The sequence below is a fragment of the Piscinibacter sp. XHJ-5 genome, from assembly GCF_029855045.1.
GTDB lineage: Bacteria > Pseudomonadota > Gammaproteobacteria > Burkholderiales > Burkholderiaceae_C > Albitalea.
The window spans coordinates 5,714,161-5,735,211 of sequence record NZ_CP123228.1 but is presented as its reverse complement, the minus strand read 5'-3'; the positions used below and the strand labels follow the sequence as shown (position 1 = coordinate 5,735,211).

Annotated in this window: 21 protein-coding genes; 13 read left to right on the top strand and 8 right to left on the bottom strand. The window is 67.3% G+C overall.

Annotated features, from left to right (window positions below):
- The first annotated feature begins 54 nt into the window (after positions 1-54).
- From P7V53_RS27115 to P7V53_RS27095, 5 genes are all read left to right on the top strand, one after another.
- On the top strand, positions 55-768 hold the full coding sequence (locus P7V53_RS27115; RefSeq protein WP_280152598.1) for a response regulator transcription factor: 714 nt from the start codon (positions 55-57) through the stop codon (positions 766-768).
- Positions 765-2,102 (top strand): HAMP domain-containing sensor histidine kinase, encoded by a 1,338-nt coding sequence (locus P7V53_RS27110; protein ID WP_280152597.1) that lies wholly within the window; start codon positions 765-767, stop codon positions 2,100-2,102. Before P7V53_RS27115 ends, P7V53_RS27110 begins: the two co-directional genes overlap by 4 nt.
- Before the next feature lie 55 nt (positions 2,103-2,157).
- The gene (locus tag P7V53_RS27105) at positions 2,158-3,327 is read left to right on the top strand and encodes a zinc-dependent alcohol dehydrogenase (RefSeq protein WP_280152596.1); all 1,170 of its coding nucleotides are present in this window, start codon (positions 2,158-2,160) and stop codon (positions 3,325-3,327) included.
- A gap of 10 nt (positions 3,328-3,337) precedes the next feature.
- A complete protein-coding gene (locus tag P7V53_RS27100; protein WP_280152595.1) occupies positions 3,338-3,613 on the top strand; it encodes a hypothetical protein in 276 nt (91 codons plus the stop codon).
- Positions 3,614-3,684: 71 nt separating this feature from the next.
- Positions 3,685-4,992: a saccharopine dehydrogenase NADP-binding domain-containing protein gene (locus P7V53_RS27095; protein WP_280152594.1), complete on the top strand. Its 1,308-nt coding sequence runs from the start codon at positions 3,685-3,687 to the stop codon at positions 4,990-4,992.
- Positions 4,993-4,995: 3 nt separating this feature from the next.
- Here P7V53_RS27095 and P7V53_RS27090 read toward each other — a convergent pair whose 3' ends face one another.
- The 4 genes from P7V53_RS27090 to P7V53_RS27075 all read right to left on the bottom strand — a co-directional run bounded on the left by P7V53_RS27090 (position 4,996) and on the right by P7V53_RS27075 (position 8,458).
- Positions 4,996-6,396 carry an MATE family efflux transporter gene (locus P7V53_RS27090; protein ID WP_280152593.1) on the bottom strand — a complete coding sequence of 467 codons (1,401 nt, stop codon included), beginning with the start codon at positions 6,394-6,396 and terminating at the stop codon, positions 4,996-4,998.
- Positions 6,393-6,860, bottom strand: coding sequence for a DUF3717 domain-containing protein (locus P7V53_RS27085; RefSeq protein ID WP_280152592.1), 468 nt, complete (start codon positions 6,858-6,860; stop codon positions 6,393-6,395). Before P7V53_RS27085 ends, P7V53_RS27090 begins: the two co-directional genes overlap by 4 nt.
- A 54-nt stretch (positions 6,861-6,914) precedes the next feature.
- Positions 6,915-7,793 (bottom strand): pirin family protein, encoded by an 879-nt coding sequence (locus P7V53_RS27080; protein WP_280152591.1) that lies wholly within the window; start codon positions 7,791-7,793, stop codon positions 6,915-6,917.
- Positions 7,794-7,855: 62 nt separating this feature from the next.
- Entirely contained in the window at positions 7,856-8,458 is a 603-nt protein-coding gene (locus P7V53_RS27075) for an FMN-dependent NADH-azoreductase (RefSeq protein ID WP_280152590.1), read from the bottom strand.
- 116 nt (positions 8,459-8,574) lie between these two features.
- Between P7V53_RS27075 and P7V53_RS27070 the strand changes: the two genes are divergently transcribed.
- Positions 8,575-9,543, top strand: a complete 969-nt coding sequence (locus P7V53_RS27070) for a LysR family transcriptional regulator (protein ID WP_280152589.1) — start codon at positions 8,575-8,577, stop codon at positions 9,541-9,543.
- A 2-nt stretch (positions 9,544-9,545) separates the two neighbouring features.
- Here P7V53_RS27070 and P7V53_RS27065 read toward each other — a convergent pair whose 3' ends face one another.
- Positions 9,546-10,754 carry a tryptophan--tRNA ligase gene (locus tag P7V53_RS27065; RefSeq protein WP_280152588.1) on the bottom strand — a complete coding sequence of 403 codons (1,209 nt, stop codon included), beginning with the start codon at positions 10,752-10,754 and terminating at the stop codon, positions 9,546-9,548.
- Between the two features lie 56 nt (positions 10,755-10,810).
- On the opposite strand from P7V53_RS27065, the gene purN reads away from it, so the two are divergent.
- From purN to P7V53_RS27050, 3 genes are all read left to right on the top strand, one after another.
- Positions 10,811-11,437 carry a phosphoribosylglycinamide formyltransferase gene (purN, locus tag P7V53_RS27060; protein WP_280152587.1) on the top strand — a complete coding sequence of 209 codons (627 nt, stop codon included), beginning with the start codon at positions 10,811-10,813 and terminating at the stop codon, positions 11,435-11,437.
- Positions 11,438-11,443: 6 nt separating this feature from the next.
- A complete protein-coding gene (locus P7V53_RS27055) occupies positions 11,444-12,703 on the top strand; it encodes an RsmB/NOP family class I SAM-dependent RNA methyltransferase (RefSeq protein WP_280152586.1) in 1,260 nt (419 codons plus the stop codon).
- A gap of 126 nt (positions 12,704-12,829) precedes the next feature.
- The gene (locus tag P7V53_RS27050; RefSeq protein WP_280152585.1) at positions 12,830-14,053 is read left to right on the top strand and encodes a fatty acid desaturase; all 1,224 of its coding nucleotides are present in this window, start codon (positions 12,830-12,832) and stop codon (positions 14,051-14,053) included.
- A 119-nt stretch (positions 14,054-14,172) separates the two neighbouring features.
- Here the strand turns inward: P7V53_RS27050 and rpmG are convergent, their stop codons facing one another.
- The 3 genes from rpmG to trxB all read right to left on the bottom strand — a co-directional run bounded on the left by rpmG (position 14,173) and on the right by trxB (position 15,668).
- On the bottom strand, positions 14,173-14,340 hold the full coding sequence (gene rpmG, locus P7V53_RS27045; protein WP_280152584.1) for a 50S ribosomal protein L33: 168 nt from the start codon (positions 14,338-14,340) through the stop codon (positions 14,173-14,175).
- A 16-nt stretch (positions 14,341-14,356) separates the two neighbouring features.
- A complete protein-coding gene (rpmB, locus tag P7V53_RS27040; protein WP_280152583.1) occupies positions 14,357-14,590 on the bottom strand; it encodes a 50S ribosomal protein L28 in 234 nt (77 codons plus the stop codon).
- A 127-nt stretch (positions 14,591-14,717) separates the two neighbouring features.
- Positions 14,718-15,668, bottom strand: coding sequence for a thioredoxin-disulfide reductase (trxB, locus tag P7V53_RS27035; RefSeq protein WP_280152582.1), 951 nt, complete (start codon positions 15,666-15,668; stop codon positions 14,718-14,720).
- Between the two features lie 170 nt (positions 15,669-15,838).
- Between trxB and P7V53_RS27030 the strand changes: the two genes are divergently transcribed.
- Genes P7V53_RS27030 through P7V53_RS27015 form a run of 4 tightly spaced genes read left to right on the top strand, consistent with a single transcriptional unit; the run spans position 15,839 to position 20,864 of the window.
- On the top strand, positions 15,839-16,504 hold the full coding sequence (locus P7V53_RS27030; RefSeq protein WP_280152581.1) for a Crp/Fnr family transcriptional regulator: 666 nt from the start codon (positions 15,839-15,841) through the stop codon (positions 16,502-16,504).
- Between the two features lie 37 nt (positions 16,505-16,541).
- Entirely contained in the window at positions 16,542-18,932 is a 2,391-nt protein-coding gene (locus P7V53_RS27025) for a DNA translocase FtsK (protein WP_280152580.1), read from the top strand.
- The gene (lolA, locus tag P7V53_RS27020; RefSeq protein ID WP_280152579.1) at positions 18,929-19,537 is read left to right on the top strand and encodes an outer membrane lipoprotein chaperone LolA; all 609 of its coding nucleotides are present in this window, start codon (positions 18,929-18,931) and stop codon (positions 19,535-19,537) included. The genes P7V53_RS27025 and lolA overlap by 4 nt, the downstream gene beginning before the upstream one ends.
- Positions 19,538-19,556: 19 nt before the next feature.
- The gene (locus P7V53_RS27015) at positions 19,557-20,864 is read left to right on the top strand and encodes a replication-associated recombination protein A (RefSeq protein WP_280152578.1); all 1,308 of its coding nucleotides are present in this window, start codon (positions 19,557-19,559) and stop codon (positions 20,862-20,864) included.
- The last annotated feature ends 187 nt before the right edge of the window (positions 20,865-21,051 follow it).

Genomic DNA, 21,051 nt, shown 5'->3' with positions numbered 1-21,051 from the left:
GCCCCGCGCCCCCTGGCCGCGGGGCGTTCTTTTTGGTGTTCAATCCCCACCGCCATGTCCTCTTCCCGCGTCCTGCTGATCGATGACGATGCCCGCCTTTCCGCGATGGTGGGCGACTACCTGCGCTCGGGAGGCTTCGAGGTTGACACCGCGGGCACGCTCGCGGCGGGCCGCGAACGACTGGCCGGCGGCCAGTACGAGGCGCTGGTGCTCGACCTGATGCTGCCCGACGGCGACGGTCTGGACCTGTGCCGGGAGCTGCGTTCCCAGCCACGCACCCGTCACCTGCCGCTGCTGATGCTCACCGCGCGCGGCGAGCCTCTGGACCGCATCGTCGGCCTGGAGCTCGGCGCCGACGACTACCTGCCCAAGCCGTTCGAACCACGCGAGCTGCTGGCGCGCGTGAAGGCCTTGCTGCGCCGCGCATCCCCGACGCCGAACGACGACGAGGTCATGCGCTTCGGTCGTCTGGAAATCGATCTGGGCGAGCGGGTCGCCCGCCTCGACGGCAAGCCCTGCGACCTGACCAGCCATCAGTTCGACCTGCTGGTGGTGCTGGCGCAGAGTCCCGGACGCGTGCTGTCGCGCGATCAGATCATGGACTCGCTGAAGGGCCATCCGCTGGAGGCCTTCGACCGCTCGATCGATGTGCACATCTCGCGCATCCGCGCGGTGATCGAGGACGATCCCAAGATGCCGCGCCGCGTGCTGACCGTGCGCGGCGCGGGCTACGTGTTCGCCAAGAAGCAGGACGCCGATCAGGAGTGAAGACCCTCACCCTGCGCATCTACCTGACCGTCGTCGCGGTCCTGGCCTTTTTCGCCTTCGCGTCCGGGTGGGTCTTCCAGCGCAGCATCGAGCAGGAGCGTACGCGTGCCGAGTCGGTCATCTCGGACCGCATGGCTGCGTGGGGCGAGCTGATCCAGCGTTCGCTGCCCGGTGCCGATGCGCCGGTCGCCGATCAGGCCGCAGCGCTGCGCGAGTGGTCGCAGCGCCTGCGGCTGCCGCTGGCGCTGGACAGCCCGTCGGGCGAGCGTGTCGCGGCGTCCGACTCCTTTTTGCGCCGCCAGGCCGAAGGCGTGGCGCGCGGTCTGCCGGTGCGCCTGGAAGATGGCCGCACGCTGTGGGTGATGCGCCCCGGCATGCTGCGTCCCCCGGGCGGTCCACGCGGCGATGGCGCGGGGCCGCCCGGTGCGCCGGTGCTGCCGTTCGTGCCGGCCGGCTGGCAGCGCGGTGTTGGCTTGGCCGTCGCTCTCGTCGTGCTCTTCGTTGCCGTCGCGGTGGGCGCCTGGCCGGTGGTGCGCCGTCTCACGCGGCGGCTCCAGGCGCTGCAAAAGGGCATGGAGACCTTCGGCGCGGGCCAGCTCAGCCATCGCGTGGAGGTCAACGGTCGCGACGAGGTCGCGGCGGTGGCGGGCAGCTTCAACCAGGCGGCCGCGCGCATCGAGGCGCTTGTGCGCTCGCACCAGTCGCTGCTGGCCAATGCCAGCCACGAGCTGCGCTCCCCGCTGGCTCGCATGAAGATGGCGGTGTCCCTGATCGAGGACGCACCGCCGGCGCAGCGGGAGCGGCTGAAGCGCGAGATCGACACCAACATTGCCGAGCTCGACGCGCTGGTCGAAGAGGTGCTGCTGGCCAGCCGGCTCGACGCGCTGCGCGACCTCGAGCGGCCCGAGCGGGTCGATGTGCTGGGCCTGGCCGCGGAGGAAGCGGCACGGGTCGATGCCGCGCTCGAGCCTACCCAGGACGGCATGCCGATCGCGGTCACCGGCGACGAAAGGCTGCTGCGGCGGGCCTTGCGCAACCTGCTCGAAAACGCCAAGCGCTATGGCGGCGACGAGGTCACGGTGGACGCGCGGCGCGAGTCCGGCCGGGTGCTGCTGCGGGTGTGCGACCGCGGTCCCGGGGTGCCGGCCGGGCAGCGCGAGCGCATCTTCGAGCCGTTCTACCGTCTGCCCGGCCATGCCGAGCAGGCGGGCGGAGTCGGCCTCGGGCTGAGCCTGGTCAGGCAGATCGCCGAGCGACACGGCGGGCGCGTGCGGTGCGAGCCACGCGAAGGCGGCGGCAGCTGCTTCGTGCTGGCGCTTCCCGCCGCATCCTGACCCGCGCAGGAACGCGGATTGCCGTCCGTGGCGATCCGCATTCACGGAGCTGCGCATGAAAGCCCTTTGCTGGCACGGCAAGAAAGACATTCGTTACGACACGGTGCCGGACCCGAAGATCGAGGACCCGCGTGATGCGGTGATCAGGGTGACCAGCTGCGCCATCTGCGGCTCCGACCTGCACCTCTTCGACGGCGCCATGCCCGGCATGAAGTCCGGCGACATCGTCGGCCACGAGTTCATGGGCGAGGTGATGGAAGTCGGCGCGGGCAACAAGAAGCTGCGCGTTGGTGACCGGGTCGTGGTGCCGTTCACCATCTGCTGCGGCGAGTGCGAGCAATGCCGGCGCGGCAACTGGTCGGTGTGCGAAACGACCAATCGCAACAAGGACCTCGCGCAGAAGGCCTTCGGGCACACGACCGCAGGCTTGTTCGGCTACACGCATCTGTCGGGCGGCTATGCCGGGGGGCAGGCCGAATACGTGCGAGTTCCCTTCGCTGACGTCGCCCCTGTCAAGATTCCTGAAGAGCTGACCGATGAGCAAGCGCTGTTCCTCGGTGACATCTTTCCGACCGGCTGGCAGGCGGTCGTGCAGTGCGACATCCAGCCCACCGATACCGTGGCGATATGGGGTGCCGGCCCGGTCGGCCAGTTCTGCGTGCGCAGCGCCGTGCTGCTCGGCGCCGCGCAGGTGATCGTCATCGACAACGTCCCGGAACGGCTTTCGATGGCCAAGGCCGGCGGGGCCACGGCCATCAACTTCGACGAGGAGAGCGTGCTCGAGCGCCTGAAGCAGCTCACGCGCGGCAAGGGTCCCGAAAAATGCATAGACGCCGTGGGCATGGAGGCGCATGCCACCCGCTCCATCGATTCGGCCTATGACCGCGCCAAGCAGGCGGTGATGCTCGAGACGGATCGGCCGCACGTGCTGCGCGAAATGATCTACGCCTGCCGTCCGTGCGGGGTGCTGTCGGTGCCTGGCGTGTACGGCGGCGTGGTCGACAAGATCCCGTTCGGGGCGCTGATGAACAAGGGCCTGACGGTGCGCACCGGCCAGACGCACGTCAACCGCTGGGCCGACGATCTCCTGCGGCGGATCATCGAAGGGCAGATCGACCCCTCGTTCGTCGTCACGCACAGCGTCAAGCTCGAGCAGGGGCCGCAGATGTACAAGACGTTTCGCGACAAGGAAGACGGCTGCGTCAAGGTCGTCATGAAGCCCTGAGGAGCCCGCGATGGACATGCACGGATTCGGATCCAATACGCGGCGCACCCAGGGCTTGCTGTGGATGGGCATCGGGCTCGCCGCGATCGCCGGCGTCGTCGCGCTGCGCATGGCGGTGCGCTCGCGGCAGCGGCATCACAGGGCGCTGCATCCGGTGCGCGACTACAGCGGGCGCCGAGGCTTTCCGCTGCCGGTGCAGGAGATGCGCGGCGCTGCGCGCTATGACTTCGAGATGCCGGACGACATGCGGTCCCAGCCCCGACTGCGGGCCGTCGACAGTGCGTGAGGGTGCCGGCCGCTTCGCGCAAGCGGTTGGGGATAAGCTAGGGCGCCCGCGACAACCGGAGGTGAGGCGCCATGGCCGACAAGCCCTTTGACGTGATCGTGTTCGGCGCCACCGGCTACACCGGACGCCAGGCGGTGCAGGCGATGGTGCACCGGGCGGCGACCCAGCCCCTGCGCTGGGCAGTGGCGGGACGTCACGGCGACAAGCTCAAGTCCATGGTCGCCGAGCAGGTGCCCGCGATGAGCGAGCAGCCGGGCGTGGTGGTCGCCGATGCCAACAATGTCGAGTCCCTGCACGCGATGGCGGCGCAGGCCACCGTGGTGCTCAACCTCGCCGGGCCGTATGCGCTGAACGGCGAGAGCGTGGTCCAGGCCTGCATCGCCAACAACACGCACCACCTCGATCTCACCGGCGAGACCTTCTGGGTGCAGCAGCTCATCGCGCGACATCACCGCGCGGCGAAGGCGGCGCAGGTGAAGGTCATCGCTTCGTGCGGCTACGAGGCCATGCCGTTCGACCTGGGCACCGCGTGGATCGCCCAGCAGGTGCACGAGCGCTTCGGCGAGCCCTGCCGCGAAGTGAAGATCATCGTCAGCTTCACCGGCAAGCGCATCACCAGCATCGCCGATGCCGTGAGTGGCGGCACGGTCGCGTCGCTGCGCAGCCTGCTCGAATACGACACCACCGACTGCGTGAAGAACCCCGCTTGCCTGCTGCCCGCCGATGCGCTCACCGCCACCGAGACGGCACAGCGCAACGCCTACCGCTTCGTCCCGCACTACGACGACGACGTGCAGGCCGTCACCGCACCGACCATTCCGGCGCCCTTCGTCAATCCGCCCATCGTGCTGCGCTCGCAGGCGCTGATGGCGGGGTCGGGCTGGTTCACCGGCGACTTCCGCTACAGCGAGGCGATGAACATGAAGAGCCTGGTGCCCAGCGTGTCCTTCCTGCCCGATGCATCGACCTTGCCGCTGCAGTGGGCTGCCGCTGCCTCGCTGGCTGCACCTCTGGCCAACCTGAGCGCAGCGCTGGCCGGACCGCTCAAGTTCGAGCGGCAGCCACTGCGAAAGCTGGTCGACTGGATCGCGCCGAAGTCCGGCCAGGGTCCGAGCGACGAGGCGCTGGTCAACACCGGCTATGCGTTCGACATCTTCGCGTTGTCGGCCAGCGGGCGGAAGCTGCGCGCGCGCATGGAGGCGCAAGGCCATCCGGGCTACCGCTCGACGCCCGAGATGGCGGTGACCGCGGCGGTCGGATTGGCCCGCGGCACACTGGGTCACACCTCGCACTACGGCATCGTCACGCCGGCCAGCGGATTGGGGCTGGAGGCCGTGGGCGCACTGCGCGAAGCGGGCATCACCTTCAGCCTGGTCTAGTGATCAGGCGTGCTTCAGCGCCTTCAGCGTCCAGGTCAGAAAACCGACCAGCGCCACCGCTGCGACCGTCAGGCCCGCGGTCGACGCCGCCCAGAAGCCGGGCGCGCCGAGCAGCCAGTCGGGCGTGAGCCCGGCCACGTCGAAGGCGACCAGGTAGCCGCCGCCGAGCCCCACGCCCCAGATGGCCGAGGCATAGATGATGACCGGCACGGTGGCGATCTTGTAGGCGCGCAGGGTGAACGACGCGACGGTCTGCGCCGCATCGGCGATGTGAAAGAGCATCACCCAGGCGAGCAGCGGCATCGCGGCCGCGATGATCACCGTGTCGTGGGTGTACGCGCGCATCAGGCCCTCGCGCGTCAGGTACACGGCTGCGCCCATCGCTGCGGCGATCGCGACCGCCAGCTGCAAACCGTGCCAGCCGATGCGTCGCGCGTCGCGCCAGTCCTCCGCGCCCAAGCGCTGCGCGACCAGCGTGCTCGTCGCGTTGGCCAGTGCTAGCGGCATCATGAACAGCACCGAGACGATGTTGACCGCGATCTGGTGGCCGGCGACCGGCGTCGCGCCCAGGCGTGCGATGAAGAACGCCATGAACGTGAAGCCGGTGACCTCGATGCCGATCGACAGACCCATCGGGATGCCGAGCCGCAGCAGGCCGGCGAGGCTGGCGCGGTCGGGCGGGCTGATGTGCCGCTCGTGCAGGCCGAAGCGCCGGTACAGCGGATCGCGGCGCAGCAGCGTCCATGCGGCCACCAACTGCACCCCCATGACGATCGCGGTGGCGATGCCGCAGCCGGCGGCGCCGAAGGCCGGGATGCTGATCGCACGGGCCTCGAAGCCGAAGACGAGCAGCGCGTTCAGCGGCACTTTCAGCAGCAGCGCGCCGAACTGCAGCGCCATGACGATCTTGGGCCGCGAGACGGCAGTGTTGAAGCCCCGGAAGGCGGTGAACAGCAGAGCCGACGGCAGCGCGAAGGCCAGCGCGAAGAGGTAGTCGCGCACCTTGTCGGCCACCTGGCCTTCGGCATGCGACAGCACGAGGAACGGTTGCGGAAACAGCAGCAGCGAACAGCCCAGCACCGACAGGCCGAGCGCCAGCCACATCGCCTGGTGCAGCTGGCGGCCGGCGTCGATCAGCTTGCCCGCGCCGAACAGCTGCCCGGCGATCGGACCGACCGCCAGCACCACACCCATGAAGCCGACGAACACCGAGATGTAGACAGCGCCGCCGACGGCCAGGGCCGCCAGGTCGACGGCGGAATGGCGCGCCGTCATCACGGTGTCGACGGTGCTGAAGGCCAATACCGCGAGCTGTCCGAAGAACAGCGGCCAGGCGAGCGCGGCGATGCGTCGGGCATCGCGCAGCAGACCGGGCCGCGCCGCGAGGGGGACGACTGCGCTCAAGCCGTGCGCTCCGCCGGGTGTTTCTCCAGGCTTTCGGGGGGCGGGTGGTCGACGCCGGTGGCTTCGCGCGCCCGCTCGGCATAGCGGTTGAAGCGCCAGGCGGTGCCCTCCATCGTGATGCGGCGCCAGGTGGCGCGCTTCTCGGCCGGCGTCATCACGGGCCAATGCTGCACTTCATCGAAGGTGCGACCGCAGCCCTTGCAAACGTTGTCGCCCTGGCTGGTGGAGCAGATCGCGATGCATGGCGCGTCGGGTGTGGTGGCGTACCAGGCGAGCCACGCATCGCGCGCCTTGGCGGGCATGGACTCCTCGTCGCAGATGCTCTCGTGGTAATACACCATCAGCGCGTACACCTCGGCAAGCGCGCGCACCTCGGCGCACGCCGTGATGCCGTCAGGCGAGGGATGCCGGTCGCGCCACCAGTTGATGGCGGACTCGATGTCGGTGATGTGGATGCCGGCCATGCGAAGGGAAAAGGGCGCCAAGGATAGCGCCCTTCGCTTCGCCCCGAGGATGTGTCAAGTCGCGGCGAAACGTCCCGCCTGGAAGTCCTGCACCGCCTGGAAGATCTCGTCCTTGCTGTTCATCACGAACGGGCCGTACTGCACGATCGGCTCGTTGAGCGGTCGACCGGCGATCAGCAGGGCGCGCGCCGGTGCATCCGCATGGAGCACGAGGCCGTCGCCCTCGTTTCGCAGGATCGCCATGCGCTGCGCCGGCACCGGCGTGTCCCCGACGCGCAGCTCGCCGCGGTACACGTAGACGAAAGCGTTGTGCAGGTCCGGCAGCGCCTGGGCGAAGTGCGACCCGGCATCGAAATGCAGGTCGAGGTACAGCGGCTGGGTGGTCGCGCGCTGAACCGCGCCGGCCACGCCATGGCTGGCGCCGGCAATGACGCTCGCGGTCACGCCGTCGGGCGTGACGAACTGCGGGATCTCCGTGGCCTGGATGTCGCGATACCACGGCGCCTGCATCTTGTCGCCCGCCGCGAGGTTGAGCCAGAGCTGGAAGCCCTCCATCCGGCCTTCCTCCTGCTCGGGCAGTTCGGAGTGGATCACGCCGCGGCCGGCGGTCATCCACTGCACGCCCCCGTTCTGCAGCAGCCCTTCATGACCGGCGCTGTCGCGGTGACGCATGCGGCCGGCAATCATGTAGGTGATCGTCTCGAAGCCGCGGTGCGGATGATCAGGAAAGCCACCGATGTAGTCCTCCGGCCGGTCGGTGCCGAAGGCGTCAAGCATCAGGTACGGATCCAGCCGGCGCTGCAGCGTCTGCGTCAGCACGCGGGTGAGCTTGACGCCGGCGCCGTCGGAGGTGGGCGTGCCGGCCACCAGCCGCTCGACCGCGCGCGGCCGGGCAACCGTTTCCGGGGTCAGGTCGAGAGTGGTGGTGGTCATGTCAGTGCTCCTTGGTAATTTTGGATCGAACGTGGTGCGAGGATCAGGCTCCTTCGACAAGCTCAGGCCGGCAGAGCCTCTTCGATCTGTGACTGCGCCGAGGCGAGCGCCTTCTGCTCCGCTTCCGGACCCATCGCCAGGCCTTCGGCGAAAATGAACTGCACGTCGGTCATGCCGATGAAGGCCAGGAAGGTCTTGAGATACGGCGTCTGCGAGTCGGCCGGCGTGTTTCGGTACAGCCCGCCGCGGGTCAGCGCGACATAGACCTTCTTGCCCTGCACCAGGCCAACCGGGCCGGTGTCGGTGTAGCGGAAGGTCACGCCGGCGCGGGCGACGGCGTCGATCCAGTGCTTCAACTGCACGGGGACGCCGAAGTTGTACATCGGTACGCCCAGCACGATGACGTCGGCGGCCATCAGTTCGGCGATCAGCGCATCGTCGAGCGCGACGCGAGCCTGCTGCTCGGGAGTGCGCTGGCCGGCCGGCGTGAACAGGGCGCCCAGCGCGGCCTCGTCGAGCGCCGGATGCGGCGTGCGCGACAAATCGCGCACGGTCAGGGTGGCGTCGGGATGGGCGGCGCGCACGCGCTCGACGATGGAGGTCGCCAGGCGGCTGGATTGCGAGTTCTCGGCGCGGGCGCTGGAGTTGAGTTGCAGGATGTTCATGGGGTCCTCGGGTGATGTGGTGGGCTGACCAGACAAATCTAGTTGTCCCGATATCAGTCCGGAAGACGATCAAACGGATTACATTGTTCCGTCTGTGAGACAGTGGAGGCGCCGCCATGAACCTGGAGCCCAATGACCTGATGCTGTTCGCGCGCGTCGCCGACGAAGGCAGCTTCAGCCGTGCCGCCGCCCGCGTCGGCCTGCCCAAATCGACGGTGTCGCGGCGTATTGCCACGCTCGAGTCGCAGCTCGGCGAGCGTCTTCTGCTGCGCACGACGCGCAAGCTCACCGTGACCGACTTCGGCCACAGCGTGCTCGACCATGCGCGCCAAGTGGCAGCCGAAGTGGAGGCGGCGGCGTCGCTCGCCCAGCATCGGCAGATCGAGCCCAGCGGTCGGCTGCGCATTTCGATGCCCGCGGATTTCGCCAATGTCGTGCTGAGCCAGATGCTGGCCGACTTTATCGAGCGGCATCCGGCCATCTCGCTGGAGCTCGATCTCACCCCGCGGCGCGTCGACCTGATCGGCGAGAACTTCGACCTGGCACTTCGCATGGGCGAGCTGGCCGACGATTCGTCGCTCACCGCCCGCAAGTTCGCGACCATGTCGGTGGGCCTGTATGCATCGCCGGGCTACCTGAAGCGGCGAGGCATGCCGACGGAGCCCGAAGCCCTGATGGAGCACGATGCCCTGCGCCTGCTCCAGCGCAACGGCGACCCGCTGCCGTGGCAGTTGCATCGAGGCGACGAGCGCTGGGAAGGCATCCCGCCCGGCCGCGCGACCGTCAATTCACCCGAACTGCTGGGCCGCCTCGCGCGGGCGGGAGCCGGCATCGCGACGGTGAACGACCATTTCGCGATGCCTTATGTGCGCAGTGGCGAGCTGATGCCGGTGCTCGACGAGTGGACCTTGCCGGCTGCGTCGGCGTGGGCGGTTTTTCCGGGACGCCGGCTGATGCCGGCGCGCACGCGCGTCTTCCTCGACGCGATCGAGGCCTCGTTCTCGGGTCCGCAGTGCCGGCGGGTGAACGACGAAGTGGACGCCATCAAGAAGGCCCATCGCACCCCGACGCGCAAGGCCGCGTAGGGTCAGTACACCAGCCCCATCGCCTCGCGCACGTCGCGCATGGTCTCGCGCGCCACCGTGCGGGCCCGCTCGGTGCCGACCTCGACGATCCAGTGCACCTGCTTCGGGTTGCTCAGGTAAGCCTCGGCACGCTCGCGCCACGGCTCCTGCTGCTTCTTGATCGCGTCGATCACCGGCTGCTTGCAATCCAGGCAGCCGATGCCGGCGGTGGTGCAGCCCTGCCACGCCCACTGGCGAGTCGGCTCGTCAGTGAACACCTGATGGAACTGCCACACCGGGCAGCGCTCCGGGTTGCCCTTGTCGGTGCGATGCACCCGCGCCGGATCGGTGGGCATGCGGCGGATCTTGCGCTCGACCTCGGCCGGCTCTTCGCGCATGGCGATGGCGTTGCCGTAGCTCTTGCTCATCTTGGTGCCGTCGAGGCCCGGCAGCTTGGTGACCTCGGTGTGCAGCGCGGCCGGCTCGGTGAGGACTGTCTTGCCGGTGCCCTTGAGGTGGCCGAGCAGAAGCTCGCTGTCGTCCGGCGTCCACCCGGGCGCGCTTGACGCGGCCTTTTGCACCATCGCCTCGCCCTTGGCGAGCGCTTCCGCCTTGCCGGCTTGCTGGTAGTCACGGCGCTGCTTCTCGAGGTAGCGGGCGTCGTCCTTGGGCAGCTTGGCGAGCGCCGCCGCGACCTTTGCCTCGAAGCCGGGCATGCGGCCGTACAGGTGGTTGAAGCGGCGGGCCACCTCGCGCGTGAGCTCGACGTGCGAGGCCTGGTCCTCGCCCACCGGCACGTAGGCAGCCTTGTAGATGAGGATGTCGGCGGCCTGCAGCAGCGGATAGCCCAGGAAACCGTAGGTCGCGAGGTCGCGGTCCTTCAGCTTTTCGATCTGGTCCTTGTAGGTCGGCACGCGCTCCAGCCAGCCGAGCGGCGTTCCCATGGCAAGCAGCGTGAAGAGCTCGGCGTGCTCGGGCAGCCGGCTCTGGATGAAGATGGTGGACTTCTCAGGGTCGAGGCCCGCGGCCAGCCAGTCGACGACCATGTCGTAGACGGACTTCTCGATGGTGTCGCGCTCTTCGTAGTGGGTGGTCAGCGCGTGCCAGTCGGCCACGAAATAGAAGCACTCGTAATCGGCCTGCAGACGCACCCAGTTCTTCAGGGCGCCGTGGTAGTGGCCGAGGTGCAATGCGCCGGTGGGGCGCATGCCTGAGAGGACTCGCTGGTTCATCGTGGGCTCGCAGGTGAAGGGTCGAATTGTAGGTGGCCGCTACACTTTCGCCCGCCATGAAGAACATCGTGATCCTCATCTCCGGCCGTGGCTCCAACATGGAAGCCATCGTGCGCGCCTGCACGACCGAAAGCTGGGATGCGCGAGTCGCGGCGGTCGTGAGCAACCGTCCTCAAGCGGCCGGGCTCGCGTTCGCCAACGAGCGCGGCATCGCGACTGCAGTGGTAGATCACAAGGCCTACCCCACGCGCGACGCCTTCGATGCGGAGCTGGCCGCGACGATCGACCGCTTCGCCCCGGATCTCATCGTGCTGGCAGGCTTCATGCGGTTGTTGACGCCGGCGTTCATCCAGCGCTTTCACCGCCGCATCGTGAACATCCATCCTTCCCTGCTGCCGGCATTCACCGGGCTGGACACGCACCGGCGCGCGATCGAGACGGGCTGCAAGGTGGCCGGCGCGACCGTGCACTACGTGACCGAGGACCTCGACAACGGCCCGATCGTCGCCCAGGCCATCGTGCCGGTGCTGCCCGGCGACACCGAGGCGACGCTGTCGGCGCGCGTGCTGTCGCGCGAGCACCAGATGTACCCGCGGGCGGTGCAGTGGATCGTCCAAGGCCTGCTGCGCGAGGAGAACGGCGTCGTCACGCACATCGGCGGCGAGTCGCAGCTGCTGACCTGAGCGGCCATGCATCCCAACGCGCTGCTGGAGCTCGCCACCGACCTGCTGCACCAGGTGATGCGCTTCGACGCGCCGGCCGACGGCGTCGTCTCGAACTTCTTTCGCCAGCACCGCCTGCTGGGCTCACGCGAAAGGCACACGCTGGCCGAAACGGTCTACCACGTGCTGCGCCACCGTGCGCTGTTCCAGCACCTCGCCCAGTCGGGCAAGGGCGAGATGGAGCGCCGGCTGGCCATCCTGGGCTGGCAAGGCAACGAGGGCTTCCTGCGCGCCGCTTTGAGCGAGGCGGAGCAGCAGTGGCTGCAGAAGGTGCAGGCAGTCGATCGCGAGGCGCTGCCGGAGAAGCTGCGTCACAACCTGCCGGAATGGCTGGCCGAGCCGCTGCACGCGCAGCTGGGCGAAGAGTTCTGGCCGCTGGTGGACAGTCTCAACGCCCCGGCGGCGCTCGACCTGCGCGTCAACACGATGAAGTCCAAGCGCGAAGCCGTCCAGGCGGCGCTTGCCGACGCCCGTATCGACGCGACGCCCACGCCGTATTCACCCTGGGGACTGCGCATCGAAGGCAAGCCCGCGCTGAACAAGCTCGATGTCTTTACCAAAGGCGACGTGGAGGTGCAGGACGAAGGCAGCCAGCTTCTGGCCCTGCTGACCGACGCGAAGCGCGGGGAGATGGTCGTCGACTTCTGCGCTGGCGCCGGCGGCAAGACGTTGGCCCTGGGCGCGGCGATGCGCAACACGGGGCGCCTGTACGCCTTCGACACCTCGGGCCACCGGCTGGCGGCGCTCAAGCCGCGGCTGGCTCGCAGCGGGCTGTCGAACGTGTACCCGGTGCAGATCGCCCACGAACGCGACGAGCGAATCAAGCGGCTGGCAGGCAAGATCGATCGTGTACTGGTCGACGCGCCGTGCTCCGGGCTGGGCACCCTGCGCCGCAACCCCGACATGAAATGGCGCCAGTCGCCCCAGGCCGTGGCCGAATTGCGCGAGAAGCAGACGGCCATTCTGGCCAGCGCCTGCCGCCTGGTGAAGCCGGGTGGACGCCTCGTGTACGCGACCTGCAGCCTGCTCGAGGACGAGGACGAGGCGATCGCCCGCGCTTTTTCCGCCGAGCACGCCCGTGAGTTCGTGCCGCTGCCCGCCGCCGACGCGCTGGCCAAGGCGCATGTGGGCACGCCGAATGCCTTGGTTCGTGAGGAATTCCTGCGTTTGTGGCCGCACCGTCACGGTACCGACGGATTCTTCGCCGCAGTGTGGGAACGCCGTTGAACTTTTCCTGATCCACCACAAATCCGGTGAATTTCCCACCCGGAACACCGTAGTTTCCGAGGGGCATTTCACAGGGGTGTCACTTACAATCCGCTATTCGCCGTGTGACGGCCAGAAGGCAAATTAATGAACGGTTTGATGTCGGTTTGGGACGGCCTGATCAATTGGCTGGCCTATGGCCTGGTGGATGCGTCGTGGTGGCAGGTTCTGCTGTTCACGCTGGTCACCACCCACTTCACGATCGCTTCGGTCACCATCTTCCTGCACCGCGCCCAGGCGCACCGGGCGCTGGATCTCGGCCCGATTCCTTCCCACTTCTTCCGCCTGTGGCTATGGCTGACCACCGGCATGGTGACCAAGGAGTGGGTCGCCATCCACCGCAAGCATCACGCCAAGTGCGAAACGGTCGACGATCCGCACAGCCCGCAGACTTACGGCATCAAGAAGGTCCTGCTCGAGGGCAGCGAGCTGTATCGCACCGAGGCGAAGAACCAGGAGACGCTGAGCAAGTTCGGCCACGGCACCCCTGACGACTGGATCGAGCGCAACCTGTACAGCCGCTACACCTGGCAAGGCGTGGGCATCGCGCTGATCATCGACGTGATGCTTTTCGGCGCCATCGGCCTGGCCGTATGGGCCGTGCAGATGCTGTGGATCCCGATCACCGCGGCCGGCATCATCAACGGCATCGGGCACTGGTGGGGCTATCGCAACTTCGAAGCCCCCGATGCCTCACGCAACGTGTCGCCGTGGGGTCTCATCATCGGCGGCGAAGAGCTGCACAACAACCATCACACCTATCCCACCTCGGCCAAGCTGTCGGTCAAGCCGTACGAGTTCGACATCGGCTGGGCGTACATCCGCGGCCTCGAGATGTTGGGCTGGGCCAAGGTGCGCAAGACGCCGCCGATGCTCAAGCTCGGCAGCATCAAGCCGGTGGCCGACTCGCAGACGCTTGAAGCCGTGATCGCCAATCGCTACGAGGTGATGGCCAAGTACGCCAAGCACCTCAAGCAGGCCTGCGGTGCCGAGCTGGCTCGTCTCAAGGCCGAAGGTGCGCAGAACACCGCGAAGTGGAAGGAAATGCACCTGGCCAAGCGCTGGCTGCACCGCGACGAGGACAAGATCCCGCAGGACGTGAAGAAGCACGTGGAGAACGTCTGCGCGCAGAACGCCGCGCTCGCCAAGCTGGTCGCCATGCGCGAAGAGCTGCGCCTGCTCTGGACGCGCACCAACGTGTCGGCCGAGCAACTCGTGGCCGACCTGCAGGCCTGGTGCAAGAAGGCCGAGGAGAGCGGTATCGCTGCCCTGCAGGACTTCGCGCTGAAGCTGCGCGCCGCGCACGCCTGAGCGTTTCGCCCCACCCACTAAAGGCCCGCCACTGCGGGCCTTTTGCTTTGCGAGAACGGCGGGCGCAAAAAAACCCGCCGGACGAAAGGTCGGGCGGGCCTTCTCGAAACCAGGCCGAATTACTTCAGCTTGGTTTCCTTGTACATCACGTGCTTTCGAGCCTTCGGGTCGAACTTCATCATCTCCAGCTTTTCCGGCGTGGTCTTCTTGTTCTTGTCGGTCGTGTAGAAGTGACCGGTGCCGGCGCTGGATTCCAGCTTGATCTTTTCGCGTCCACCTTTTGCCATGATCTGCTCCTAGGGTTTACAGCGCGCCCTTGGCACGCAGATCGGCGACGACCTGGTCGATGCCGACCTTGTCGATCAGGCGCAACGCTGCGTTGCTGATGCGAAGGCGCACCCAGCGGTTCTCGGTTTCGAGCCAGAAGCGGCGGTACTGCAGGTTGGGCAGGAAGCGGCGCTTCGTTTTGTTGTTTGCGCGGGAGACGTTGTTCCCCACCATCGGGCGCTTGCCCGTGACTTGACAGACGCGTGCCATGACGCTTCTCCGGTGAATCTGATTGCCAAAGCGCCGGTGCGTGTGGCTGGGGCAAAGCTGCCCAGGAGCAATCCGGCAAAGACCGCGATTATAGCCAGATTTCGGGGTGGGTCCACCGCCCCCGGGATCACTGCTCCAGGAAGCGCTGGGCGTCCAGGGCGGCCATGCAGCCGGTGCCGGCGCTTGTGATCGCCTGGCGGTACACGTGGTCTTGCACATCGCCGGCGGCGAACACGCCCGGCACGCTGGTCATCGTCGCGAAGCCGTCGAGCCCGCTTCGGGTGACGATGTAGCCGTCCTTCATCTCGAGCTGGCCCTTGAAGATGTCGGTGTTGGGTTGGTGGCCGATGGCGATGAAGCAGCCCTTCAGGGCGATGTCCTGCGTGCCGGCGCCCTGCGTGCTGCGAATGCGCACGCCGGTCACGCCGCTCTGGTCGCCCAGCACTTCGTCGAGTGTGTGCCACAGGTGCAGGTGCATCTTGCCCGCCTTGACCTTCTCCATCAGCTTGTCGACCAGGATGGGCTCGGCGCGAAACTTGTCGCGGCGATGGATGAGGTGGACCTTGCTGGCGATGTTCGACAGGTACAGCGCCTCCTCCACCGCAGTGTTGCCGCCCCCGACGACGCAGACATCCTGTTCGCGATAGAAGAAGCCGTCGCACGTGGCGCAGCCACTGACGCCGCGGCCCATGAACGCCTCTTCCGACGGCAATCCGATGTACTTCGCCGATGCCCCGGTGGCGATGATCAGCGCGTCGCAGGTGTACTGGCCGGCGTCGCCCTTGAGCGTGAAGGGCCGCTGACCGAGGTCGACGTGGTTGATGTGATCGAACACGATCTGCGTGTTGAAGCGCTCCGCGTGCTTGAGGAAGCGGTCCATCAGATCGGGACCCATCACGCCTTCGACATCGGCGGGCCAATTGTCGACATCGGTGGTGGTCATCAGCTGGCCGCCCTGGGCGATGCCGGTGACGAGCATCGGCTTGAGATTGGCGCGCGCCGCGTAGATCGCCGCGGTGTAGCCGGCCGGGCCCGAACCGAGGATCAGGACCTTCGCGTGAGTGGTGGGGGTCGTCATGGGCGGATGGAAACCGTTGGAAGCAAATCAGTGAGGCGCGAGTCTGACATGGGGTTCTCTCGCGCTGGCGTCAACGCCGGCAATGGTGACAATAGCGAAATTGTAGGAAACGTGAAATTTGCCTGGGTCACGCCCTGCAATCCCAATAAAGACTGACTGGAGCTCCTCGTATGGCAATGCTTTCGAATCTCGATCTGATTCGCCGTGTGCCTTTGTTTTCGATGCTCACCAACGACCAGGCACAGGGCATCGCCGACAGCGTCGTCAAGCGGCGCTTCCGAAGGGGCGAGATCATCGTCGAGCACGGACGGAAGTCGAATGCGCTGTTCATCCTGCTCACTGGCCGGGCCCGCGTGCTAACCGCCGACTCGCGTGGCCGAGAGGTCATCCTCGCGGTGCTGCAGCCGGGAGACTACGTGGGCGAGATGAGTCTCATCGACAACGAGCCGCACTCCGCCACGGTGCGCGCCGAGGTGCAAACCGACATGCTGATCCTCGGCCGTGCCGAATTCGCACGTTGCCTGCCCGAGAACTCGAGTCTCTCGTACGCCATCCTCCGAGGGCTGGTGCAGCGCCTGCGCAACGCCGACCGCCAGATCGAATCGCTCGCTCTGCTCGACGTCTATGGACGCGTCGCACGCACGCTGCTCGACATGGCCGAGAACGACGGCGACATCAAGATCATCCGCAACAAGGTTTCGCGCCAGGACCTGGCCAAGGTGGTCGGCGCCTCGCGCGAGATGGTCAGCCGCGTGATGAAAGACCTGGAAGAGCGCGGCATGGTCGAGACGCAGGAGAACGGCTCGGTGATCATCAAGGAGCGCCTGGTCACCTGATGCAGGCGATTGAGGCCGCTTCGGCCACAATCGAAGGATGACGTTTCCGCTCGGTTCGCTCCGGTCCGACACCGGGGCTTCGTCCACCTCGTCGGCTGCCCCGCACGGTGGCACGTACACCCGCAGCAAGGCTGCTCGCGACAGCGCCGCCGCGCCCGCCGACACCGGCCACCACGTGGGTTGGAGATCGCAGCTCATGCTGCTCGTGGGCGGCGTGGCGTGGCTGCTGGCACTGCTTGCGTTGGTCACGCACAACGCTTCCGATCCGGCTTTTTCCACCTCGGGCCAGTCCCCGCTGCCGCACAACCAGGCCGGCGCGCTCGGCGCCTGGTTCTCGGACCTCGCGTACTTCCTGCTCGGTTATTCGGCCTGGTGGCTGATGGCCGTCGGCCTGCGATCGTGGCTGGGCGGTCTCGCGCGCGTGCTGCGCGGCGACGACACATCGCCGTCGGCACGACCTCGCTGGCTGTTCTGGCTGGGTGTCGTCCTGCTGCTGGCGGCGAGTACGTCGCTCGAATGGACGCGCATGTACCAGTGGGAAGCCCGTCTCCCCGGCGCCCATGCGGGTGGCGTGCTGGGCTATACGCTGGGGCCGCTGAGCATGAAGCTCCTCGGCTTCGCAGGCTCTGGCGTGCTCTGGATCGCCGCGCTGGTCGCAGGACTCGCGATGGCATTTCGCTTCTCCTGGGTGAGCGTGGCCGAAGGCATAGGCGCCTGGTTCGAGAGCCTGCGCGAGCGCCGGGTCGAGCGCATCGAACGCGCCGAGGACATTCGTCTCGGCGAGCAGGCCTTGCGCGAGCGCGAGCACGTGGTCGAGGCGGAGCACCAGCTGCAGGAGGACCACGTGCCCATCGTCATCGAGGCGCCGGTGGTCGAGGTGCCCAAGAGCGAGCGCGTGGTCAAGGAACGGCAGAAGCCGTTGTTCACCGAGCTGGCCGACACCAGGCTGCCGCAGGTCGACCTGCTCGACGCGGCACCCGGCCGCATGGAGACCGTGACGCCCGAGACGCTGGAGATGACCTCTCGCCTCATCGAGAAGAAGCTGAAGGATTTCGGTGTCGAGGTGCGCGTGGTCGCTGCGTCGCCCGGGCCGGTGATCACGCGCTACGAGATCGAGCCGGCCACCGGCGTGAAGGGCGCGCAGATCGTCAACCTGGCAAAGGACCTGGCGCGCTCGCTGAGCCTGGTCAGCATCCGCGTCGTCGAGACCATTCCGGGCAAGACGACGATGGCGCTCGAGCTGCCCAATGCGAAGCGACAGACCATCCGCCTGTCGGAGATCCTGGGCTCGCAGGTCTACAACGACGCGGCCTCGCAGCTCACCATCGGTCTCGGCAAGGACATCGTCGGTGCCCCGGTGGTGGCCGACCTCGCCAAGATGCCGCACTGCCTCGTGGCCGGCACCACCGGGTCCGGCAAGTCGGTGGGGATCAACGCCATGATCCTGTCGCTGCTCTACAAGGCCGAAGCGCGCGACGTGCGCCTGATCCTCATCGATCCGAAGATGCTCGAGATGAGCGTCTACGAGGGCATCCCGCACCTGCTCGCGCCGGTCGTCACCGACATGAAGCAGGCCGCCAACGCGCTCAACTGGTGCGTCGGCGAGATGGAGCGGCGCTACAAGCTGATGAGCAAGCTCGGCGTGCGCAACCTGTCGGGCTACAACAAGAAGATCGCCGACGCAGCGGAGAGGGGCCAGACCCTGCCCAATCCCTTCAGCCTCACGCCCGAGCAGCCCGAGCCGCTGGAGCGCCTGCCGTTCGTCGTCGTCGTGATCGATGAGCTGGCCGACCTGATGATGGTGGTCGGCAAGAAGATCGAGGAGCTGATCGCCCGCCTGGCGCAGAAGGCGCGCGCAGCCGGCATCCATCTCATCCTCGCCACGCAGCGGCCCAGCGTCGACGTGATCACCGGCCTCATCAAGGCCAACATCCCGACGCGGCTGTCGTTCCAGGTGTCGAGCAAGATCGACTCGCGCACCATCCTCGACCAGATGGGCGCCGAGGCGCTGCTCGGGCAGGGCGACATGCTGTACCTCACGCCCGGAGGCGGCATCCCCGTGCGCGTGCACGGGGCATTCGTCAGCGACGACGAGGTGCACCGAGTCGTGAACTACCTCAAAAGCCAGGGCGAGCCCAACTACATCGACGGCATCCTCGAAGGCGGCACGCTCGACGGCGAAGGCGGCGACGTCATGACGTCGGACATGCCGGGGGGCGGCAGCGGCGAATCGGATCCCATGTACGACCAGGCGGTCGCGATCGTGCTGCAGCACCGCCGGGCCTCCATCTCGCTGGTGCAGCGCCACTTACGAATCGGCTACAACCGCGCGGCGCGGCTGCTGGAACAAATGGAGAAATCCGGGCTCGTATCGGCCATGTCCACCAACGGCAACCGGGACATCATCGTGCCGGCCCGCGCCGAATGAACAAGCTTCTCTTCGCCGCGCTGCTCAGCGCCGTCAGCTTCGCCGTCCATGCCGATGCGGTCGACACGCTGAAGGACTTCGTCACCAACGTGAAGTCGGGGCATGCCAGCTTCACGCAGACCGTCGTCTCGCCCGATGGCGCGAAGAAGAAGACCTCGAGCGGCAGCTTCGATTTCGCGCGTCCCAACCGTTTCCGCTTCGCCTATGCCAAGCCGTTCGAGCAGCTGATCGTCGCCGACGGCCAGAAGGTCTGGATCCACGACGTCGATCTCAACCAGGTCAGCGTGCGCAAGTTCTCGCAGGCGCTGGGGGCCACGCCGGCGGCCATCCTGGCAGGCGGTTCGCTCGAAAAGGACTTCACCCTGTCGCCGCTGCCCGCCAAGGACGGCCTCGAATGGGTGCAAGCGACGCCCAAGGTCAAGGACGGGGCGTTCCAGTCGGTGCGCATCGGCTTCAAGGGCCGTGACCTGTCGGCAGTCGAAATCACCGACAGCTTCGGCCAGCGCTCGCTGCTGCAGTTCTCGCAGTTCGCGGCGAATGCAGGGGTGGCGCCCGAGCTGTTCAAGTTCACCGCGCCGCCCGGCGCCGACGTGATCGAACAGTAGGCTGCGACACAATCCGGCGATGGGCACGCTCCCCTTGCCGCTGGACGAACCTCCCGAGCCTCCGCTCGCCGAGCGCCTTCGCCCCAAGACCCTCGATGAAGTCATCGGCCAGCAGCACCTGCTGGGCGAAGGCAAGCCGCTGCGGGCCGCGTTCCAGTCCGGCCGCCTGCATTCGATGATCCTGTGGGGCCCGCCGGGCACCGGCAAGACCACGCTCGCGCGCCTGATGGCCGATGCGTTCGACGCGCAGTTCATCCCCATCTCCGCAGTGCTCGGCGGCGTGAAGGACATCCGCGAGGCGGTCGAGCGTGCCCAGGCCGCGGCGGCCGGCGGGCGGCGCACCGTCGTGTTCGTCGACGAGGTGCACCGCTTCAACAAGGCGCAGCAGGATGCCTTCCTGCCGCATGTGGAATCGGGCCTGTTCACCTTCATCGGCGCGACCACCGAGAACCCGTCGTTCGAGGTCAACTCGGCGCTGCTGTCGCGTGCCACGGTGCACGTGCTGAAGAGCCTGGCCGATGGCGACCTGCGCACGCTGCTCGGGCGCGCACAGCAGCTGCTCGATGCGCCGGCGCTCACCGATGCCGCGGCTGTGCGCCTGGTCGGCTACGCCGACGGCGATGCGCGCCGCCTGCTCAACGCCTACGAAAACCTGGTCAACATGGCGGGCGACGCCACGCAGATCGACGAGCCGCTCCTGGAGAAGTCGCTCGGCGAGCAGCTGCGCCGCTACGACAAGGGCGGCGAGCAGTTCTACGACACGATCTCCGCCCTGCACAAGGCGGTGCGCGGCTCCGACCCGGATGCGTCGCTGTACTGGTTCGTGCGCATGATCGACGGCGGTGTCGATCCGCGTTATGCGGCAAGGCGCATGGTGCGCATGGCCAGCGAAGACATCGGCCTGGCCGATCCACGCGCGCTGCGCATGGCGCTCGACGCGGCCGAGACCTACGAGCGGCTGGGCTCGCCCGAAGGCGAGCTGGCGCTGGCCCAGGCGGTGGTCTATCTCGCGATGGCGCCCAAGTCCAATGCGGTCTACAGCGCCTACAACGCCGCGCGCGCCTTCGTCGCGCAGGATGGCACCCGAGCGGTGCCGCTGCGCCTGCGCAATGCGCCGACTCGGCTCATGAAGAACCTCGACTACGGCAAAGGCTATCGCTATGCGCACGACGAGCAAGGCGGCTTCGCGGCCGGCGAGCGTTACTGGCCCGACGACATGGAGGCACCGCTGTTCTACGAGCCGGTGCCGCGCGGGCTGGAGATCCGCATCGGCGAGCGCCTCGTCGAATTGCGCCGTCTGAACGAGGAAGCGAAGAAAAGGACGTGACGTGCGGTCGGTTTGGTGATTTGTTCGGGAGCCACTAGGAAAGTCCGCATGTCCTTCGTAAGCCGCAGCCTCTAGAATTCCGCCCGGTCACCAGCGCTTCGAAGAAGCGACGCCCGCCCCAAAACATTTGCGGCGGGCTTTTTGCTAATAGAAAGAGACCAGCGATTGAGAGACCATCTCTCGCCCC